The organism is Rhizobium sp. Rhizsp42 (assembly GCF_047304155.1).
GTDB lineage: Bacteria > Pseudomonadota > Alphaproteobacteria > Rhizobiales > Rhizobiaceae > Rhizobium.
In genome coordinates, this window is record NZ_JBGLYS010000021.1 from 62,954 (window position 1) to 82,780 (window position 19,827).

The window sequence follows — 19,827 nt, forward strand, 5'->3', positions numbered from 1 at the left end:
GCCACGGCTTATTCGCGAGGCGACGATCTTCCAGCCAAGTCAGGGGTTTGATCGCCCCTCGCGCATCGCCTCGCAGATTTTCAATAGCAGGGGGAGCTTGGATAGCTGATCCAAATCGACAGACAGCTTTGGCTTCCAGTTTGGGTAACTGTCGCTCGTGCCGGGAATGTTGGTTGGGCGCTTTTCGTCAGTCATGTCGGCCAACCGAACAGCGGCGAGCATCGAGGAGGTCTTGGCGATGAATTCGTGCGCGCTCACGACCAATTCCTCCAACTTTTTGTCGTTGGTGGTCACCGCTGGCGGATCAGCGGGCGGGTGCGTGCCGGTAATGTCCAGCGCGTTCTTGAGATCCTCCCGTTCGTGACGCCGCTCCTCGACATGGGCTTTCGTCACATCCGGGGGGACGATCCCGTGTCGCAGTCGCGCTTGAATATCGGCGCCACGCCACCAGCCAGCCAACGTTTGATGATCATGGGTCGAAATGCACGCGATAGACAGCCGAGGATAGGCGTCGGCGGGCTTGAAGCCGTGCTCTCCACGCTCGTAGGACAAAATTCGGTAGGATAAAACTCCAGCCGCGGCCAGATCTTCCCGAAGGCCGTCGGGGAGCACCCCAAGATCTTCCCCGATGACGATACACCGAAACCTTTTGGAGGTCTCGGCCAGAATTCGCAGCAGTTCATCTCGCGGATAGTCGACGTAAGCGCCCTGATCCGGCGTGCATTCGATCGGCACGAGAAACAGACGTCGGAGCGCCGCGGCGTGATCGATCCTGATGGCTCCCGCGTAGCGCATCGCCGAGGACAGCATGCGCCGAAAAGGCGCCTCGCCTCCTGACGCCATGGCGGCGGGATGAAAGGCCGCCAGATGCCAATCCTGTCCTTGCGTCGCGAACGGGTCAGGGGGGCTTCCGATGGTCGCGTCGGAGATGTAGGCGTCGCGCTCACCCCAGGTGGCCGACCCATCGATCGCCTCGCCGACAGCCAGATCGAGATAGAGGCCAATCCGGAGACCCTCTTGGCGCGCGGCCCGCGCGGCAGTCATCAGTTGCTGATGCGCATGCCATTGCAGCCACATGTGAAAGTCGATTGTTTCGGCGTGTTCCTTGGCGAAAACGGCAGCCTCGGAGCTGGTGGCGCGCTGGTAATGGATCGGCCATGATTTCCAGCCCGTGCCCCGTCCAAGCCCGCCCATGTGCGACGACAGGGTTTCGAACATGGCGTGCCGTCGAAGACTTTCACCTCCTTCCATGACGAAAGCGTCGAACGCCCGCCATTCATCCGCAAACTCGCCCCTCGCCGCCTGGAATTTTTTCCATAGATCACGCAGCACCTTTATCTTCGTCTCGGCGACGCCGAGATAGTCCACGAGGTCGGTTTGCCTTAGCGCCTCCAATCTCGCGTCCAATTCTGGATTGCTTTCAAAACCCGTGATCTTGTCGGCTGCTATATATAACGGATTGAGCATTTGCCGGTTCGAGGGTTCATAGGGACTGCATCGCTCCGGGTCGGCCAGGAATGGCGCATGCAGTGGATTAAGGCCAACGAAGTCAGCGCCCTGGGAAGCAGCGATCGTGATCATTTGAACAAGATCGTCGAAGTCGCCCATGCCCCAGTTGCGCGCCGAGCGAAGCTCATAGAGCTGCAGGCTGATCCCCCAGACCCGCTTTCCCTCGAGAAAGCCGGGCAGAAACGACTTGGGAACGATCTTTTCCACTACTTGCCTTGGTGTGGGCTTGGGGGCGGTTTGGCGGGCGGGGTCGGTCTCGACCCCTAACGCGGCCAGAATTTTTCGCTTGGTAGCGTCCGTGATCGGCACCTCCACATTCTCCGGGCTCGGCCTTGTGAGGCTGATCCCGTGTTCTCGCGCAAGCTGGTCAAGATTCGGTTCCAATATTTTTCTTTCTGGAATACGCTCTCGCATCTCAATTGGCCGCCGGACTAATGATGGCTGTCACGGCCCATGGCCCGAAAATCTCGTCGGTGGCCGCACCACGTGAGAAAATGACTTCGCCAGAGGGTGGTGATGGCGGTGTTCCTGTCTTATCCGAAAGGTTCGCGAGCAGACGTAGCGTTGACCCATTGTTCAGCACCCACTCGGCAACGGTCATGCTCCCATGTCGGTGGTGCCTTCCCACCCCGCCACCGGTCCCCTTGAGCAAGGGAACAATCCGTTGATGCCGCAGCGTGAGAAGTGACCGATAAAGCGCGAGCATTTCCAGCGCTTGTGGTTCGGCGAGCCTGGACCAGTCGAGCCTGGCCATTTCGAACGTCGACATCGCGGTCGGATCGAGAAGCTCATCGGTGTCGAAGCCGGGAAGACGAGACAGCTCCTTTCGGCGTCCCTCCCTCACCTTTCCGTTCAATTCTTCATTGAAATCACAAAAATATGGAAACGGCTCGCGCGCGCCCCATTCCTCGCCCATGAACAGCATAGGGATCTGTGGCGACAACAAATAGAGCGTCGCGATGGCCTTGAGCCGGTCGAGCGGCCGGTATGTGATCATGCGGTCGCCGAGCGCCCGATTCCCAATCTGATCATGATTTTGAATGAAGGAAACGAAGGCGGTCGGTGGTAGGTCGCGTGTCGGCTTGCCGCGATTTCCGCCACGATATGGCATATGTTCGCCTTGAAACACGAAACCCTGCGCGAGCGCCCGCCCGAGCTTGTCAGGCTCATCGGCATAATCCTGATAGTAGCCGAACGTTTCGCCTGTCGCCGCGATGTGCAGCACATGGTGCATATCGTCGTTCCACTGAGCGGTGAATAAGGTGGCGCGTCCAGTCTCGTCACGCTTTAGGAGATCGCTGTCGTTGTCTTCGTTCTCGACGACGAGGTGAACATGCCGTTTGTCGGCCGCCCACCGAACACGGCGCGCAAGCTCGTGCAAAAGATGTTCCTCGCTGTCGTCCTTGATGGCGTGCACGGCGTCAAGACGCAAACCGTCAAGGCGAAATTCCGTAATCCAGAAAATCGCGTTCTGAATCATGAATTCCCGAACGGCGGCCGAAGCCTCGCCGTCATAATTAAGACCGTTACCCCAGGGCGTCTTGTGATGTTCGGTGAAAAGCGGCGCGTAATTGGGAAGATAGTTCCCGTCCGGCCCGAAGTGGTTGTAGACGACATCCATGAAGATGCAAATGCCGCGTTGGTGAGCGGCATCCACCAGCGCCATCAAATCCTCCGGGCGGCCATAGGTGGCGTCGGGGGCATAGGGGAGGACGCCGTCATAGCCCCAGTTGCAGCGGCCAGGGAAGTCACTGACAGGCATGATTTGAATGGCGGTAACACCAAGGCTCGCCAGATGGTCCAGTTTTTCGATCGCGGCTCGGAACGTCCCCTGCGCGGTGAACGAGCCGATATGGGCCTCGTACAGAACGACTTCCTCCCAAGGCCGGCCCGGCCATGAATTCGTGTTCCATCGGTGGGCCTTCAGGTCGACGAGTTCACTTGGGCCGTGAACGTCGTGGGGCTGATGGCGCGAGGCGGGATCGGGGACCGCCGTTCCGTCCGGTAAAATGAACCTGTAGAGGTCACCGGGTCCCACTTCAGCGACGCGGCATCGATGCCAACCGTCATCATCCCGCTCCATTCGCCAGGGCTCACGGCCGTCGACGCTCAAGAGAACCTTATCCATGAAGGGGGCCCAAAGCCGAAACTCGACGCCGTCGTCAAGAAACCGAGGGCCAAAGGAATAATCCATCACGACATCACCTCGTTATCCAAATACATGTTGAAACCGACGCGGCACTCCCGCCCGACGTTCGACCAAGGTGGACGAACCGGACGTGCCGAGATACTTGAGACGCGAAAAGACGATCACGTCCTCACCGTCCTTGCCCGGCCGTGGTGCCGGTTCTTGATGGGTGACCGGCCTTCGGGCGACCGACGCGTATCCCGGCTCCTTCGCTTTCCGGTGCTCGTGTTGGCGTCGAGCGTTGGTTGCATACTCCGCCAAACCCCGCAACGAGCTGTCCGATCGCTTCCGCATCGCGTGCTCGTGCGAAATGTCCGCATGAAGCTGGATGGCTTGGCGCACACATCCCGGTCGCGCGCGAGTGCTCCGACCTTCAACCCTTCAGCGGCACGTGCCAACGCCGCGGCCCTCCCAATCGCCAGGCCGGCTCCGGTGACAAGCGCTGCTGGTGGCGTCATTTCTAGCCTCCAATAATGTAGATGGTCGTCAGGAACCCGTGACATTGATCCGGGTTCCCCGGCCGGGGGCGTTGGCTGGATGAACAAGACCTGATCCGTGATGCGACTGGAGCCGTTGGCGCGGCAGGATTGCGTTGAATGGACGGGCAAGCCCGGTTCCAAGTCGCGGGCCAGCGGCGATTGGAAAGTCAGCGCTTGGAATCCTCCGCGTTGCTGTCATGCAAGTACCTTGGCCACCACGGCGGCCTCCACGAATGCCCGTCGAGCGAGCTCCGGGCTGCCGTGGCGGGCGATGGCGTCCACGCAACGGCGCTTGGCGATCGCGTATTCCGGGTAAGTATTGGATGGCCAGCGGCGAAGAAGCTCCGAGAGTGCCGCGTCGGGCCCGTCTATCCGTTCGCGGAACCCTGTTCCTATCCTCACGAAAACGGGCGTCTCCCAGGTAACGTGGAAGTCCACGTCAATAATCCTTTCCATGAGGGGCTCCTTTCTTGACATCTTTGCCGACAAACCACGCCCGGGCCGCCAAGTTCCTCCACCGGTCGGTTCGTGCGCTAACGGACACGAGCCATCCGGTTGGGAACCCGTGGCGAAAGCCAGGGTTGGGTGGGTGCAACCAAAACACATGGAGATCGAAAATGTTCTATACTGACGGGAAACTGCAATTCCCCGTGCGCGTTGAGACGCCCGACCCACAATTCGCGCGAGCCTTGCAGCAGGCGATCGGCGGGGTTGAGGGAGAAATTCGCGTCGCCATGCAGTACTTTTTCCAGGCCTGTGGAGCCCGTGGCAATCCAAAGTTCCGCGACCTCTTGATGAACACGGCCGCGGAGGAGCTGGGACATATAGAGATGCTGGCGACCGCCGTCGCGCTCAATTTGGAAGGGGCGCCGGTCTCGGTCAAGGACGAGGTCGCGGCGGACCCGGTGGCGAGCGCGGTGCTCGGCGGCCTCAACATGAAGAACCTGCTGTCGGCTGGGCTTTCCGCGATGCCCGTCGATTCCGACGGCGTCCCGTTCGATATGTCGCACATCTACGCCAGCGGGAACATCGCGGCCGACATGACCGCGAACGTCGCGGCGGAATCCACTGGGCGGGTACTAGCGGTGCGTCTCTTCAATCTGACAAACGACGCGGGCATGAAGGAAATGCTTTCCTACCTCATCGCGCGCGACACGATGCACCAGAACCAGTGGTTGGCCGCGCTCGAGGAGCTTGGTGGTCCCACCGGCGTTTTTCCAATCCCCAACAGCTTTCCCCAAGAAAAGGAACTTCAGGAATTCAGCTACACCTATCTCGGCTTTCAAGCCGACGGCAGCGCCCCGGCCACGGGTCGGTGGTCGGAAGGGCCATCGGTCGATGGCAAGGGAACGTACTCGATGCGATCTCTATCGCCGATGGGCGAGACACCCAATCTTGGATCCGCGAAGCCGAACAGCGGCGCGCAAGCCGAGCAACTTTGATAAAATGGCGGGCTTCGGCCCGCCTCGCCGGATGAGCGATGAAGGATATTTTCCAGCCTTTCTGTCTGCCTGACCGCGCTACCCGCCGCGACTTCCGATGACGCGCGCGAAGCAGGAATTCGCGCGAAAGGTCATCACGTCAAATCTGCTCGAGATGGATGCGGCGAAAGTCGAAGTCGCCAGGGGGCGAGCGAACGATGCCACGTTCGCCCAGGATATGCCGCGGAACCACGGCCAAGCAGCGACGCCGCTCTCGGAAGCCGCCAGGAGCGATGCTGTGACCGTCGCGCGATCGCTCGACTTGGAGCATGGAAAAACTCGACGCGTTACGAGCGAGCGACGCCGCTAATCTGGACCTGGCGTGTCTCTCGACGCAAATGATCGCTCATCAGCAGACATTCGAAATGTTCGAGGCGTATCAGAGGGACGGTCCGGAGACGGTTCCTTGAGGAACTCGCCATGCGATGATGCCGGACCCGCGCATGCATTTAGCTCGTGTCCAGGGATTAGCCAACACATAGAGATACTCACGACGTGTCGGCTCGCGTTATTTGAGCCACCTTTGGGATTTAGTCATGAGGTAATAGTCGCGCGACTTGCCACGGGATTTTTTTGCTTCCGCGCTCGTCAACTCCTATTCCTTGATGAACATGAGCGTGGATAACGGCGGCAAGTCGGCTTCGATCGAGAATGAACGACCGTGAGCGGGTACGGGTTGGCCCGTGGCATCGAGAGCGTCCATTCCCGACCCACCATAGACCACATCGTCCGTGCTCAGTATCCTACGCCACAAGCCATCCAAGGGCACGCCTATCCTGTAGGCGTGGCGAGGCACGGGAGTAAGGTTCGATACAACGAGGCAAGCGCTGCTCCGCGTCTTATCGTACCGGACCATGGCCAGGACGGATCGCTCGGAATCGTCGGCGACCGCCCACTCGAACCCATCCGAATTCAGATCGCCGTGCTGAAGGCTCGGAAAATGCGAATATACCCGATTCAGGTCCCTTACCAATCGCTGGAGCCCTCGATGACGAGGATCGTCGAGCAGATCCCATTCGACCGAACCCTCGTGGTTCCATTCACTTCGCTGGCCAATTTCGCAACCCATGAACAGCAGCTTTTTGCCTGGATGGCCCCACATGAAAGCGAACAGCGCTCTTAGATTAGCGAGTTTGCCCCATTCGTCGCCCGGCATCTTTCCCAGCATCGAGCCTTTTCCGTGCACCACCTCGTCATGGGAAAACGGCAACACGAACCGCTCGTCATATGCGTAGATCATGCCGAACGTCATGGAACCGTGGTGGTATTTTCGATAGACCGGATCATCCGACATGTAGTGAAGAGTGTCATGCATCCACCCCATGTTCCATTTCATGTCGAAACCCAGACCTCCGTGGGCGGGCGATCCCGTCACTTTCGGAAAGGCGGTGGATTCCTCGGCAATCATCAACACGTTGGGATGGCGTTCGTGAACGACGCTGTTGAGGTGCTTGAAAAACTCGATCGCTTCCAGGTTCTCTCGACCACCAAACCGGTTGGGGATCCACTCCCCTTCAGGGCGGCTGTAGTCCCGATAAAGCATCGAGGCCACCGCGTCGACGCGCAGACCATCGACATGATACCGTTCCAACCACTCGAGAGCGCTGGCGATCAGGAAGTTTTTCACCTCGGATCGTCCAAGATTGTATATCAGTGTGTTCCAGTCCCGGTGATACCCTTCCCGTGGGTCCTCGTGCTCGTACAGGGCGGTACCGTCGAAGCGGGCCAGTCCCCATACGTCGCTTGGGAAATGGGCCGGAACCCAGTCCAAGATAACGCCAATGTCGCTCTCATGGCATCGGTTGACGAAATATCCAAAGTCCTCGGGCGTGCCGTATCTTCCCGTGGGCGCGAAAAGTCCCAAGGGTTGATATCCCCACGATCCGCCGAACGGATACTCCATGATCGGCATGAGCTCCATATGGGTGAACCCCATCTCCTTGACATACGGCACCAGTCGTTGCGAAAGCTCGAACCAGTCGAGCGACCTTCCGCCGTCGGACATCTCCCTCAGCCAAGACCCTGGATGAACCTCGTAGATCGAGATCGGCCGATCCATGACATCCGTCGTCGCGCGTTTCTCCATCCATGAAGCGTCGCGCCACCTGACAGGTTCCGGCGATGCGACCACGGAAGCGGTGGAAGGGGCGGCCTCGGCACTGCGTGCCACTGGGTCGGCTTTCTGGGCTAGCAGGTTGCCGTGACTGTCGACAATCTCGAACTTGTAGCGCTCGCCGACGGTCAAGCCAGGAATGAAGAGTTCCCAAACCCCTGCTTCACGCCTTAGTCTCATTGGATGTCTGCGACCGTCCCAACTGTTGAAATCCCCCACGACGGAGACCCTGCGCGCGTTCGGCGCCCAAACGGCGAAGCGGACGCCCTCGACGCCGTCGACGACAAGCGGGTTGGCGCCAAGCGCCGACGAAAGGCGGTAATGAGTGCCCTGCGATATCAAATGCAGATCGAGATCACCCAATAGCGGTGCGAAGCTGTAGGGATCCTCCGTCTCTTGTGACCCTTGAGGCCAGATAATCCTCAGCCTGTATGATGCTCCGCCCTCCAGGGCCGCCTCGAACAATCCCCCGGCGTCAACCAGCAACGATACCGCCAAGACCGATCCGTCGCCACGATCAAGCAATTCGACGCCTAGCGCTCCAGGAGCAAAGGTACGGATTTTTACCTTGCCGTCCAGCGCCGGGTGAGGTCCAAGAACCGCGAAGGGGTCGCCGTGCCTGCCCTCGACGATCGCGGCGAGTTCGCCTGGATCTAGATCCGATGTCATCACCACCTCGGTCTCCATCATGCGCGATCCCCCCGCCAAGGTGAAACGATTTTCGAAAATCCAAACAGTGGTATTGGCAGCCATTTTGGTCGATTGCGCGCTTCGTAGGCGATTTCATAGGCTGCCTTTTCCAGGAGGAAAATGTCGAGAAGCTCGCCGACGGTTTTCGGATCGCTCGGCAGCTCCGGTGACGCCGAAAGGGCTCGGGTATAGTTTTCAAGGAACGCTTTTTCGGCGGAGCCTCCGAACCGACTGATGACGAGCCGCCGACGCTCGTCGTGATGATCGGACACCGCGTCGTTCTCCAGGGTCGCCGTCGCCACGAGGTAGTCGAGCGAACGCAGCAGGCCCGCCGCGTCCCGCAGTGGGCTTGTCTTGGCGCGACGTTCGGCGAGATTTCGCGCTGGTTCGCCCTCGAAGTCGATGATGACAGCGTCGCCCTCCGACACCAGGATCTGCCCGAGATGGAAATCGCCGTGCGCGCGTGTCAACAACGTTGCCGCGGATTTCTCCGAACGCTGGGCGGCAAGCTCGAGAATCTGCTCCTTGCGAGAGAGTAAGTCGCGAACGCCTTCGTCGACCGCGTTATCGCCAGTGTCGCCCAGTTCCCGCAATTTCGAGAAAGCGTACGCGATCTCACCGGTGACCGCTGTCTTGATGGTATCGACGTCAGTCGACGAGGCGTGTCGTGGCGCGAACGATTGGTCATCGGTCGGTTTGGCCAGGAGCACGTGCAGCTCACCAAGGCGTTGGCCAATCATGGCAACGAAATTGAGGAGCGGGTCTAGCTGGTCGTCGGCAAGATCCAGGCCGGCTTCCGTGGTCGCCACCTCGTCCGCGATCCGCCTCAGATTGGCCAGCATCCAGTTCCACGCGTCGCCTTGATTGCGGATCGCGCCTTGAACCACGACGAGGGTCGACCGTCGACCTTCTCCATCGGTGCGAGCGACCTCGCCAAGAAGGGGCGCGGTATGTTCATAGCCTCGCTCTGTAAGAAAGCGGGTCATCTCGACTTCGGGGTGAATACCCTCGAACACGTGCCTGATGAGCTTGATCATCGCGACGTCGCCGATGATGAGCGAACTATTGGACTGTTCGGCCGAAAGCCACCTGATTTCCATTTCGTCGGTGATCTCGAGGCGGTCAAGATGCTCGGTGCCAATATATTCGATCGTACCGGAACGACCGGTAATCATCGATCTGTTTTTCAGGCCCTCGATTATCCCTCGCCCCATGGATTCCACGGTAAAGCCGTCCGTCAGAAATCCGACACGCCGCCCCTGTCTAATCCTTGCCAAGGCAAGCTGCTGGCCAAGGATGTTGGTCGTTGCGTCGTCCCATTCCACGGCGAGTGGAAGTTGATAGCTCTCGACGTGATCAGGTAGGACGGCTTCCAGCTCGCCGAGCACGACGCCATCGGCGAAGGGGATCGGGGTGGCTGAAACCAGCCTTGCCGATTGAAGCGATTGGTCCTTGGCGCCAAACCAACGCCGTCTGGATAGATATGCTGGAAGGATGTCGCCGCTCAAAACCCGTTCGTGCCGGGGTTCGTCCACGAGCTCCGTGAGGCTTCGGCGTATGACGACCGTGTGAAAATCTGGAAGTTGCTCGGGCGGAGCGGTGCGCCACGCTGGACCGTCCGATTGATCGGTGAGTTGAAACCAGAAAAAGCCATATGGCGGCAGCGTCAGAAGATAGGTGAGCTGTCCAATCGGCGGGAAAGGCGACATGCCCGTCATTTCGACGGGCACTCTTCCCTCGAAGGTCGAGAGGTCGAGCTCGACGGCTTGGGGTACTCTCGACAGATTGGCGACGCACAGGATCACCTCGCCCGCGTATTCACGAAGATAGGCAAGGATGCGCCTGTTGTCCGGCGTCAGAAATCGGAGCGATCCCCTACCGAAGGCGGGGTGCCGGCCGCGCAGCGCCAGCATGCGCCGGGTCCAGTTCAACAACGAGTGCGCGTCGGAGGTCTGGGATTCGACGTTGAGGGCCTCGTAACCGTATTGAGCGTCCGATACTGGCGGAAGGACCAGGCGCGCGGGATTGGCCTTGGAAAAACCGCCATTGCGATCGGGAGACCACTGCATCGGCGTGCGGACGCCGTCACGATCGCCGAGATAGATGTTGTCACCCATCCCGATCTCGTCGCCGTAGTAAAGCACGGGCGTGCCGGGCATCGATAGCAGAAGCGCGTTCATCAGCTCGATCCGTCTGCGATCGCGCTCCATCAGAGGCGCCAGGCGCCGACGGATTCCGAGATTTATGCGTGCCCTCTTGTCGGACGCGTAGGTGTCCCAGAGGTAATCGCGTTCCGCGTCCGTCACCATCTCGAGCGTCAATTCGTCATGATTTCTGAGGAAGATCGCCCACTGGCAGGTGTCGGGGATATCCGGCGTTTGCCGCATGATGTCCGTGATCGGGAAACGATCTTCCTTGGCGATGGCCATGTACATGCGCGGCATGAGAGGGAAATGGAACGCCATGTGACACTCGTCGCCCTCTCCGAAATACTCGCGGGTATCCTCGGGCCACTGGTTTGCCTCGGCGAGTAACATGACGCCGGGATGGGTCTCGTCGAGAGCTGCTCGGATGCGCTTCAGGATCGCGTGCGTTTCAGGTAGGTTCTCGTTGTTGGTCCCCTCGCGTTCGACCAGGTAGGGAATGGCATCCAAACGAAAACCGTCTATCCCGGTCTCAAGCCAAAAGCGCATCACTGACAGGAGTTCCTTCATGACGAGAGGATTGTCGAAATTCAGGTCTGGCTGGTGCGAATAGAAGCGGTGCCAATAGTACGCACCCGCCGTCTGATCCCACGTCCAGTTAGACTTTTCGGTATCAAGGAAAATGATGCGGGTCTCGGGAAACTTTTGGTCATTGTCCGACCAGACATAGAAATCGCGCTCCGGACTATCCGGAGGCGCTAGCCTCGCCCTTTGAAACCATGGATGTTGGTCGGAGGTGTGGTTGATGACCAGCTCCATGATCACTCGAATATTGCGTTGATGGGCCGCTGAGACGAATTTGCGGAAATCGTCGATGGTCCCGTAATCGGAACTGACGCTGCCGTAGTCCGCGATGTCGTAACCATCGTCTCGTCTGGGTGAGGGAAAGAACGGCAGGAGCCAGATGGCGGTCGCACCCAACGCCGCGATGTGATCGAGCTTCTCGAAAAGGCCTTGGAAATCGCCTATTCCGTCACCGTTGGCGTCGTAAAAGGACTTTATATGCAGTTGATAGATGATGGCGTCCTTGTACCACGAAGTGACGTCCGCGGTCTGCGTGGCGCTTGCGCCTATTGACACGTCGTCCATATCAAATCTCTCCTGTTTCGACGCGCCAGATGGCGAACGGCAAATGCGATGGATCGAGCCTGAGCGTCCGCCACTTCCCCGTTAGCGAGAACCGGCCGCCGCTGACCAAGTCTTCCACGTCGATCGTTCCACCGTCGTCCTTGCCCGATTTCCATAGGGGAATTTCAACAGTGCTTTCCTCCACGCCATGCGGGTTCAGGCAGATCCCGATAAGGAGAACGTTATGGCGGCCGGGCGCGGCTTTTTCGAAGAAGATCACATTTGGATTTGATGAGCTGAGAAGCGTGAGCCCAAGATGGGAATGGAGCGCGGAATTATCTCGTCGGATCCGGTTCAACATCGTTATTTCCGCCTTGATGTTGCCGGGGCGGTCATAGTCCCAGGCGCGGATCTCGTATTTCTCGCTGTCGGCGTATTCCTTGCGCTTGACGTCTGGTCGGCCCTCGCAAAGCTCAAATCCGTTGTAAACGCCCCACAGACCGGAAAGCGTGGCGGCCAGGGCGGCGCGAATGACAAACGCTGGCCGCGGGGCGTCTTGGAGAAAGTCCGGATTGATGTCGTGCGTGTTGACGAAAAAGTGGGGCCGAAAGTATTCCCGTGCCTCGGTCTGAGTGATCTCGAGCATGTACTGCTCGAGCTCCCACCGGCTGTCGCGCCATGTAAAATAGGTATACGACTGCGAAAAGCCCACTTTAGCCAGCCGATACATCACCTTGGGTCTGGTGAACGCTTCCGAAAGAAACACAACGTCGGGATGTCGGGCGCGAATGTCACCGATCAGCCATTCCCAGAAGGGAAACGGCTTTGTATGCGGGTTGTCCACGCGAAAGAGCTTGACGCCCTCGTTGACCCATAGTTGGACGATATCTCTCAACTCCTCCCAAAGCGCTGGCAAAGCGTCTCGCGCGTAGAAGTCGACGTTGACAATGTCCTCGTATTTTTTTGGCGGGTTTTCGGCGTAACGAATCGTCCCATCCGGCCGCCATTCAAACCAGCCCGGGTGCTCCTTCAGCCAAGGGTGGTCTGGTGACGCCTGAATTGCAAGATCCAACGCCAGTTCCAGACCTTCCTGCCTGGTCGCCGCGATCAACCGTCGAAAGGAATCGAACCCGCCAAGCCGAGGGTGGATCGCATCATGCCCGCCATCCGCCGAGCCAATCGCGTAGGGGCTCCCCGGATCATCTGGCGCGGCCAAAAGACTGTTGTTTCGACCTTTCCGGTTCGTGCTTCCGATCGGATGGATCGGTGGAAAATAAAGGACATCAAATCCCATCGCGCGGATCGCGGGTAATCGAGCGATGACGTCGTCAAAAGTGCCGTGCCGGTTCACGTCTCCACTTTGCGATCGCGGAAACACCTGGTACCAGCTAGCAAACGATGCCTCCACGCGTTCCGCATCTATCAACGAAGGCGTTGACCGCACCCGGAATAATCGCGCGCCGGCTTCAAGCATCAGATCCGATAGACGAGATGACAAAAGCAGCCGCGTCTTCTCGGTTGCGTCCGCGTCATCGAGACTAGCAACGATCCCGAGAAGCCTTTCGCGCAGCGCGGGGTCGCTCGTCCCACCGGTCATCGCGGCGGTGGCTTTACCGACCAGGGTCTCTCCCTCGATCAGTTCCAGGGTGAGATCGAGACCGGCCTGCGCTTTCTTGGAGAGCTCATGGCGATATATGGCGAATGGATTCTTCCAGGCTTCAACGCAAAATTCAAACCGGCCAATCCTGTCCAGTCGAAACGCGCCGACCCATCGATCGTTGCCATCAAGCGCCAACGGTGCCCCCCGCCACGCATCATCGTCCACCGCTCGATACAGCAGGGCTGCCTCTATTCGATCGTGACCGTCGGCGAAAATGTCGGCTTGAACGGAGACCAAATCGCCGACGACCCGCTTGGCGGGAAAACGTCCGCCTTCGACCCTAGGCTCAATGTTTTCTATCGCGATTCGTGCTGATTGGTCTGTTGCCTTCCCCGGCGAGGTAACGATCTCATTCGCGATCACGGCGCTCGCGGCCGCGGGGAGCAACGCGACATCGCCGGGCGAAAGCACGCCGCTCGTGGCTTCTTGATCGGGAAAGAATGGCGGGGCGGCCGCCGATATGATGTCAATGGGGTACGAGGAAGGATTGCGAAGATCGCGGTTAATGGCGAGCAATTCCACATGCTTCGCCACGCGAAGATCCGCGGCGTCCGAGAGGGTGATGACGGTCACTCGAGCGGAAGTTTCATGGGCGAAAGGCGCGACCGTTTTTCGCGATGCCATCACCTCGTTGGCCTCTCTAACCGCGGCGGAAATATCGAACCCGCCGTTTGAACGCATCATACGCACGTTTTGGCCCGCGCCTCGGGTCGCGTCTTGTGGCAAGACGGCGCCGAATTCGAATCCCATGGGGATCATGATGCCGTCGCCAAGTCTCGCGGAGAGCCAGAGCGAGCGAAGGGACTTGCGCTGGCGTATCTCTTGGCTATCGGTTCCATGCGCGAGCCTGGTCGCGAACGGTGCTTCGGGAAAGGCGACTTGCATGCCAAGTCGCTGTTGCAAACGGTGTTCCTCTAGAAACCAGCCATCGCGCATGTTCCACCACGCGAGCGAGGAGAACACACCGTCGAAGCCAAGGTCCCGTAACTTTCCGCGAAAGGCGAAATCGGTGCCGGGCGTGTAAACCAGCCGCAACGACTGAGCCGTGCCCGTTGCCGATCGAGCAACGCGATGAAGATCCGCGTCGCTCAATGCATCAAGGCCCATGTAGCGAAATCCGGAGACGCCAAGAGAAGATAGCCGCGACACAACGTCGTTGAGGCCGTCTATATCGGGCGCTTTAACCGAATGCCGCCAAGGCGCGGATGGCGAACGTCGCGGATCGAGCGAACCCGGCCCATCGCCGAGGCTTGATCCGCTCGCGGTGAACGCGACATCCATCATGAGAGCGACGCCCCGCGATCTTGCGGCTTCACACAAAAACGCGGCGCTTTCTTCAACCCCACCCGTAAATCGTAACGCCGGATCGATGGAGTCGTAGTCGACGGAAGCAAAAATGCTTCCTCCCGGATCATGCCTTTGAAAAAATGGACCCGTCAGTACCGCGTTGAAGTTCAATGAGGCGGCATGATCGAACATGGCGAGCCAGCTCATCTCGTCGGGCAGGTCGAGTGGATTGACATAATATATGCGGGGTCTCGAGCTTTCGGCGCGGCTCGGAGGTATCATCGGTGGTGTCTCCACGAGCGGGCGCGTTCAGCGCCAGGTTCCTTGACCAGAGCCATCGAAACTTCCAGACGATGTCCTTGTTCCTAGGGGAGGTTTGGAATTGTCGCGCTCGAAGCGATTCATGGCCTCGCCAAGGTGGTGCGCCCGACAATCGAGGCGATTGCCCGGGTCGGTTCGACGTGAAGAGTGATTTGCGATGGAAGTGTTCCCGGCCAGGACGACGCGAGCGTCAAGAGCCGATCCCGCGACGGAGCCCATGCCGTGTGGAAAGACAACAAGTTGGTCGGGCGGACATTGTTCTTTTGCTGATGGCACTTGGCGACCTAACGATGTTGACCCGAACAAAGGAGTCGGCCGCGAAGCTGGGTGAGAGCCGCGAGACGTCGACCGCGGAGCAGCTGAAGGCTTGGCGACCAGGCTGGCCCGCCGCTTTCCGCCTCTTTACCGAAGCGGCCGGAGCAATTCTCACGTCGCGAATGCCGCCCATTTTTCGGGGGCTTCCACCTGAAGAGAGCCCGCGTCTAGTTGCGGCACAGGCTCTGGGCGTTTCACCAGGTAATGACTTCGCGCTTCTCGATCGATTGGGCGGCGACGTTGCCGGAGCGCTTCAGTTGCTGCCGGAAGGTGAGTTGCCGCCTGTCTTTTCGCCCGCCTTCGAGATGTTTGCACGCGTTCGCTAGGACTCGGACCCTGCGCGCCGCGTGCCTCGTCAGGATAAAGTGTCAGCGGTGGTGCTCATCCACGCGCGATGCCGTTCTTCATCTTGTCGCGCCTGCATGAAGAAGGCCTTGGAGGCGGGGATCGCATCCTCGTGTCGGGCCGCCCGCTCATAAGCCGTGACTGTATCGTCTTCATTGGTCTTCATCGCCTTGAGGATCGCGGTATCGCCAATGAGACCGGCGAGCGCGATTTTACCGGTGGTGAGCATCTGCTTCATATCGCCCTTGGTCGGGGCCTCGATCCCGAGCTCGCGAGCCATCGTGCTCAGCACGCGCAGATGTTCAACGTGGTCCTCCTTGAACCTGGCGATCTGAGTGCTGAATTCTCGATTATCGAGACGCTCGATGCAAGAATCGTAGGCGGCGATCGCATCGTGCTCGAGGTAGATCAGATCCTTTACCAATTCCTCGATACTTGACTCGTGTCCGACCATCGTGACCATCATGCTCTCCTTGTACGTTGGACAATGTTGGGGAACGGCGTTCGTTGACCGATGTTCCCGCGATTACGCGACTGTCGTGCGCCGTACAAACGCGGAGGGCGAAGTCACCATGGCTGGCTGACCAACATGCGGTGAGATCTTTTCCCATTGGGTCAGGGACAATGTCGATGGCGCGTAATTGTCTGTCGCTGATCGGCCACCACGTTCACTGTTGGACGCATCGTTCGCGCCTTGCATGACCGTAGACGCCTTCCCCGGGGCGATTGCCGATGATCAATATCGCGAACTTCTCTCAGCCTCTCTTCCCGGCTTGCTCGCCGCGTTGTCGCTCTTCCAGGTCTCCATTTTCAGCCTTCCATTGGTGCCAGGGGCCCGATCCCTTGAAATCCAGTGTGAACTTGAGGAACCTGAGCGGGTGACCGTCTGGATAGCCAAGACTGGGCTTGACGGTACTTGCACGAGGCGTGGACGCCGACGGTTATTCCGAGCCGATGCATAGACGGCGCCTGTCAAGACGAAAGCAAAGGGTCGGCCGCGCCTCGAACGTCCGCGACCTCGACGTAGGGAAGCTAGTCAGGATTGCCCTTCTCATTCGGCCGGTTAACCCAGATGCCGCGAAAACCTAGCGCGTGGCGGGCTTTCATATCCCAATACATGCCCATGGCCACATGGACAGTCTCGTCCGCGGTCACCCCGATGGCGCGATAGGCATGCTCGAGGAACTTTCTCGAGGGCTTGTAGGCTTGCGCCTGTTGGGCGGTGATAACGTGATCGAATGGGGCGCCGATGCGTTCGACCGTGGGGGCGATCAGGTCGTCATCGGAATTCGTCAAGATGGATGGCCAGCTTGTAGCGTTCACCGAGCCGCCGCAGCGCGTCTGGAACGTCCGGGTGCGGTCCATCGTCCTAGGCGAGTTCGCGATATGCTCGAGATCATCATTGTCCAGCTCCACGTGATGCGTTCGGAACGCCGCGAGAAAGCCGGACCGCGGAGTATCCTCGTAAGGCCGATGAGGCTTCTCCGCCGTCGTTCGCCCTTGCTTCCCTTGAAAAGCTTTCGAGGATCTGTCCGGCGTCGACACCCGTTCGATCGCCGGCTGCAAGCGTCCTACCTACTTAGTCCAGGAGCACTTCGTACCACCGCACGAGAGTCCCTTAGCAATCAAACGTGATGACCTTGGGAGCAGGGTCAATATCGAATGACGGTTCAGGCGCGTGGTTCAGGTCTGGTGGAACCTGTTCAAGGGAACCGTTTTCCACGGCCATGTCGGCGGTCGCTTCGACGAGATCGAACGACTGCTCCTCGCCCGCCAGTCGTTCGTCCGCTCGCTTTCCGAGCCGCGTATCATGGCTTGTCCGCGGCCACGTGCTCGGCAAGCTCGCCCTTGCTGATGAAGGTGTCCGTCGATCCCGCCTCGTGATCAGGGTGCGAAACCTCGATTTCGATTTCTTCCGGAAGCTCGAGTGCTTGTTCAGCGTTCATCAAGCCAAGGGGAATTCGATCACCATCCGATGTGACAGCTACCTCGACGATTTTGGAAAGCTTATCCAACTCCATCTCCTTCAATGTGACAGTTTCAAAAAACCAGACCGGCGGAGGATCCGATCAGCGCAGCGCCATCTCGTCCGCTGCCCTTGGACCTTGGCAAACCCGCCGTGTCCCGCCATGAGGCTGGTAGGTGTTGTCTTCAGGCCTATAGGACCGGTAACGCGATGCGCACCAAGTCGCCACGCGCTCCCCCACGGAGGACGATCGCGCGGCTTGGCCTTTCGAGTATTTCGAGACGGGCGCGGTGGTTTCAAGCGGCGGCGAACAGGTTCTGACCTCGCCGCTAAACGAGCGGTAGGAATTCGTCGCGGGATTGAACGAACGATATCGGCTGGCGCACCAATGGAGATGGTCCGCCGACAAGGGCTCAGCGCTGGCCGCGGGAGACACCGAAGCCGCGACTTCCTGTTCCTCCGGCGCCTTTGTCCCGGCGGTCCGAACAGGTGCCGAGGCGTATGTCGAAAGAACGGCGGGTATCCGCTCGAAGGTTTGCGCGGACCGATCGATCTTGACCGGCGCCGAGGTCCACAAATCCGACCCCTCCATTGTCATCGACGCCGACCTGTCGGAGCCTTCTACGACTGCAGTGACGGACGCTACTCCAAGCGACGCGCCAACCGCGCAGGCCAGTCCGCAAGCGAGAGATGTGATGGTCTTCATGACGTTTTCCAGATGCCAAATTGTTCTGGTGGAGAAAACGCGAAAGAAGACAAACCGTTCAATCGAGTTTGAAATCGTCAAGAAGCGGTCGATCGCGGATAGCGCGAGCTGGCAAACGTTGGCCGGCTCCCGGCTCCCGGCTCCCGGCTCCCTGCTCCCGGCTCGCGACGAAGCACTGGCGTTTCGCGGTGTCGTTGTTTGATCTCCTTTGCGCATTACAACGCACGGGCTGATGACAAGAACGGGCCGAGCGATCCTAGCGCCCATCCCTGGTGCATCGGCGGTCCACTTATGTCATCGATGCGGAAGGCTCCGCGCGACATTAGAGCCCGACATGGATGCCTGCCTCTTCCCTCGGACCGCGCCGACGCGTTTCGGTTGGCTAGCCATTCTTCTCGCGCGCGCCGAGTGGGCGGTTCGAGCGCGCGAGACCCGCTGGCCGGCACGCCGCCGTTGTCCGCGCGCCCGCGAGCCCGAGGGGAGCGTCGTGGGAAACTCCGTTCGTCCATGTTCCGCGAGGAGAACTGTCTTCACATGTTGCCCGCGATCCTCTCATGCGGCATGATTGGTGGTATGCTGAACCTTTTTGATCCAGACAATTTCATCGTGCGCGCCGAGGTTCGTATCCTAGACATCGAACCCGAGATCAGCCGTGTTCTCGAGCTGCCGATCAGCCTCAACCTCGCTCAACTGCACGAAGTGCTGCAGGCTGCGTTCGGATGGACTGATAGTCATCTGCATCAGTTCAATATCGGCGGCCTGATTTATGGCGCGCCGGAGTTCGATGAGGATGGTCTGTCCGACAACACGACCTTCGAGGCCACCGAAGTGAGGATGACTGATTTTCATTTTCCCCATGGCGGCAACGAGGACGCGCTGACCTTCCTCTACGAGTATGACTTCGGAGACGGTTGGCGCCACCTCCTTCGCTTGATCCGCGTTCCTCGCGAGGAGGGTGTGAAATATCCCCGCTGCATCGCCGGTAAACGCTCCGGACCTCCAGAGGATGTGGGCGGAACCTCTGGTTATGCCGACTTCCTTGAGGCCTGGCTCGATCCCGAGCACGAGGAACACAAGGATATGCGACGATGGGGCGGTCGCAAATTCCATCCGGAAGCCTGTAATCTCGATGATATCAATAAAGCGATCGTCAAAGCGATGCGTCGATCAAGGGGAGGCTATCGCTTCCGTCGAGAAGAGCGTTATTGATCCAGCCAGCGATCAACCATAAGGTCGAGATACCGGGCTGAAATAGCAATCATCATGGTTTCCCGGCTGAAGGGTCCTTGACGCATAAATCCGTGGGTCCGCTCAGCGTAGACGCCAGGCGCGTGCCACGCGATCCAGATCAGCACGGGGGATTGGCGGCAAAAACATATCGTTAGCCGGGGTAAAACGCCGCGCGCCACCACGTTCGCGTCACCGAGGGCTGGCATATTTGGAGAAGAGGTAATCGTAGCGACGCGCGGTCGACCGCGCCCAGATCTGGGCTCCG

The 19,827-nt window shown here is 59.3% G+C and carries 14 protein-coding genes and 1 pseudogene; 5 read left to right on the plus strand and 10 right to left on the minus strand.

What is annotated here, in order from left to right; all coding sequences use genetic code 11:
- Positions 1-39: 39 nt before the first annotated feature.
- The 3 genes from malQ to ACCD05_RS19645 all read right to left on the minus strand — a co-directional run bounded on the left by malQ (position 40) and on the right by ACCD05_RS19645 (position 4,632).
- Positions 40-1,923, minus strand: coding sequence for a 4-alpha-glucanotransferase (gene malQ, locus ACCD05_RS19635; RefSeq protein ID WP_413394768.1), 1,884 nt, complete (start codon positions 1,921-1,923; stop codon positions 40-42).
- 1 nt (position 1,924) lies between these two features.
- Positions 1,925-3,703, minus strand: coding sequence for a malto-oligosyltrehalose trehalohydrolase (gene treZ, locus ACCD05_RS19640; RefSeq protein ID WP_413394770.1), 1,779 nt, complete (start codon positions 3,701-3,703; stop codon positions 1,925-1,927).
- 668 nt (positions 3,704-4,371) lie between these two features.
- The gene (locus ACCD05_RS19645; protein WP_112436703.1) at positions 4,372-4,632 is read right to left on the minus strand and encodes a DUF982 domain-containing protein; all 261 of its coding nucleotides are present in this window, start codon (positions 4,630-4,632) and stop codon (positions 4,372-4,374) included.
- 161 nt (positions 4,633-4,793) lie between these two features.
- On the opposite strand from ACCD05_RS19645, the gene ACCD05_RS19650 reads away from it, so the two are divergent.
- Both ACCD05_RS19650 and ACCD05_RS19655 read left to right on the plus strand, forming a co-directional pair.
- Complete coding sequence (locus ACCD05_RS19650; RefSeq protein ID WP_112436697.1) at positions 4,794-5,618, plus strand: manganese catalase family protein; 825 nt, start codon at positions 4,794-4,796, stop codon at positions 5,616-5,618.
- A 97-nt stretch (positions 5,619-5,715) separates the two neighbouring features.
- Positions 5,716-5,967 carry a DUF4142 domain-containing protein gene (locus ACCD05_RS19655; RefSeq protein ID WP_313760645.1) on the plus strand — a complete coding sequence of 84 codons (252 nt, stop codon included), beginning with the start codon at positions 5,716-5,718 and terminating at the stop codon, positions 5,965-5,967.
- A gap of 285 nt (positions 5,968-6,252) precedes the next feature.
- Here ACCD05_RS19655 and glgB read toward each other — a convergent pair whose 3' ends face one another.
- The 3 genes from glgB to ACCD05_RS19670 are packed head-to-tail and all read right to left on the minus strand — an operon-like array spanning position 6,253 to position 14,961.
- Positions 6,253-8,460: a 1,4-alpha-glucan branching protein GlgB gene (gene glgB, locus ACCD05_RS19660; RefSeq protein WP_413394773.1), complete on the minus strand. Its 2,208-nt coding sequence runs from the start codon at positions 8,458-8,460 to the stop codon at positions 6,253-6,255.
- Positions 8,457-11,753 (minus strand): maltose alpha-D-glucosyltransferase, encoded by a 3,297-nt coding sequence (gene treS / locus ACCD05_RS19665; RefSeq protein WP_413394776.1) that lies wholly within the window; start codon positions 11,751-11,753, stop codon positions 8,457-8,459. The genes glgB and treS overlap by 4 nt, the downstream gene beginning before the upstream one ends.
- Position 11,754: 1 nt before the next feature.
- Complete coding sequence (locus ACCD05_RS19670) at positions 11,755-14,961, minus strand: maltotransferase domain-containing protein (RefSeq protein WP_413394778.1); 3,207 nt, start codon at positions 14,959-14,961, stop codon at positions 11,755-11,757.
- A gap of 420 nt (positions 14,962-15,381) precedes the next feature.
- Here ACCD05_RS19670 and ACCD05_RS19675 point away from each other — a divergent pair.
- Positions 15,382-15,596, plus strand: a pseudogene (locus tag ACCD05_RS19675) (HipA N-terminal domain-containing protein); the annotation flags it as partial.
- Positions 15,597-15,670: 74 nt separating this feature from the next.
- On the opposite strand, the gene ACCD05_RS19680 reads toward ACCD05_RS19675, so the two are convergent.
- The 4 genes from ACCD05_RS19680 to ACCD05_RS19695 form a co-directional block, all read right to left on the minus strand.
- Positions 15,671-16,123, minus strand: a complete 453-nt coding sequence (locus ACCD05_RS19680) for a DUF2383 domain-containing protein (RefSeq protein WP_112436692.1) — start codon at positions 16,121-16,123, stop codon at positions 15,671-15,673.
- A gap of 569 nt (positions 16,124-16,692) precedes the next feature.
- Positions 16,693-17,226: a hypothetical protein gene (locus tag ACCD05_RS19685; RefSeq protein WP_413394780.1), complete on the minus strand. Its 534-nt coding sequence runs from the start codon at positions 17,224-17,226 to the stop codon at positions 16,693-16,695.
- 242 nt (positions 17,227-17,468) lie between these two features.
- Positions 17,469-17,681 carry a hypothetical protein gene (locus tag ACCD05_RS19690; protein ID WP_413394807.1) on the minus strand — a complete coding sequence of 71 codons (213 nt, stop codon included), beginning with the start codon at positions 17,679-17,681 and terminating at the stop codon, positions 17,469-17,471.
- A gap of 48 nt (positions 17,682-17,729) precedes the next feature.
- Positions 17,730-18,062, minus strand: coding sequence for a BA14K family protein (locus ACCD05_RS19695; protein WP_413394809.1), 333 nt, complete (start codon positions 18,060-18,062; stop codon positions 17,730-17,732).
- On the opposite strand from ACCD05_RS19695, the gene ACCD05_RS19700 reads away from it, so the two are divergent.
- Together ACCD05_RS19700 and ACCD05_RS19705 are read left to right on the plus strand one after the other, a co-directional pair.
- Entirely contained in the window at positions 17,986-18,534 is a 549-nt protein-coding gene (locus tag ACCD05_RS19700) for a hypothetical protein (protein ID WP_413394817.1), read from the plus strand. The two genes, ACCD05_RS19695 and ACCD05_RS19700, sit on opposite strands and share 77 nt — an antisense overlap.
- 335 nt (positions 18,535-18,869) lie before the next feature.
- Positions 18,870-19,541 carry a plasmid pRiA4b ORF-3 family protein gene (locus ACCD05_RS19705; RefSeq protein ID WP_413394811.1) on the plus strand — a complete coding sequence of 224 codons (672 nt, stop codon included), beginning with the start codon at positions 18,870-18,872 and terminating at the stop codon, positions 19,539-19,541.
- The last annotated feature ends 286 nt before the right edge of the window (positions 19,542-19,827 follow it).

Bases quoted from the DNA above. Each gene is read 5' to 3' on its own strand.
- malQ (WP_413394768.1), bottom strand. From the start codon at position 1,923: ATGCGAGAGCGTATTCCAGAAAGAAAAATATTGGAACCGAATCTTGAC.
- treZ (WP_413394770.1), bottom strand. From the start codon at position 3,703: ATGGATTATTCCTTTGGCCCTCGGTTTCTTGACGACGGCGTCGAGTTT.
- ACCD05_RS19645 (WP_112436703.1), bottom strand. From the start codon at position 4,632: ATGGAAAGGATTATTGACGTGGACTTCCACGTTACCTGGGAGACGCCC.
- ACCD05_RS19650 (WP_112436697.1), top strand. From the start codon at position 4,794: ATGTTCTATACTGACGGGAAACTGCAATTCCCCGTGCGCGTTGAGACG.
- ACCD05_RS19655 (WP_313760645.1), top strand. From the start codon at position 5,716: ATGACGCGCGCGAAGCAGGAATTCGCGCGAAAGGTCATCACGTCAAAT.
- glgB (WP_413394773.1), bottom strand. From the start codon at position 8,460: ATGATGGAGACCGAGGTGGTGATGACATCGGATCTAGATCCAGGCGAA.
- treS (WP_413394776.1), bottom strand. From the start codon at position 11,753: ATGGACGACGTGTCAATAGGCGCAAGCGCCACGCAGACCGCGGACGTC.
- ACCD05_RS19670 (WP_413394778.1), bottom strand. From the start codon at position 14,961: ATGATACCTCCGAGCCGCGCCGAAAGCTCGAGACCCCGCATATATTAT.
- ACCD05_RS19680 (WP_112436692.1), bottom strand. From the start codon at position 16,123: ATGGTCACGATGGTCGGACACGAGTCAAGTATCGAGGAATTGGTAAAG.
- ACCD05_RS19690 (WP_413394807.1), bottom strand. From the start codon at position 17,681: ATGGAGTTGGATAAGCTTTCCAAAATCGTCGAGGTAGCTGTCACATCG.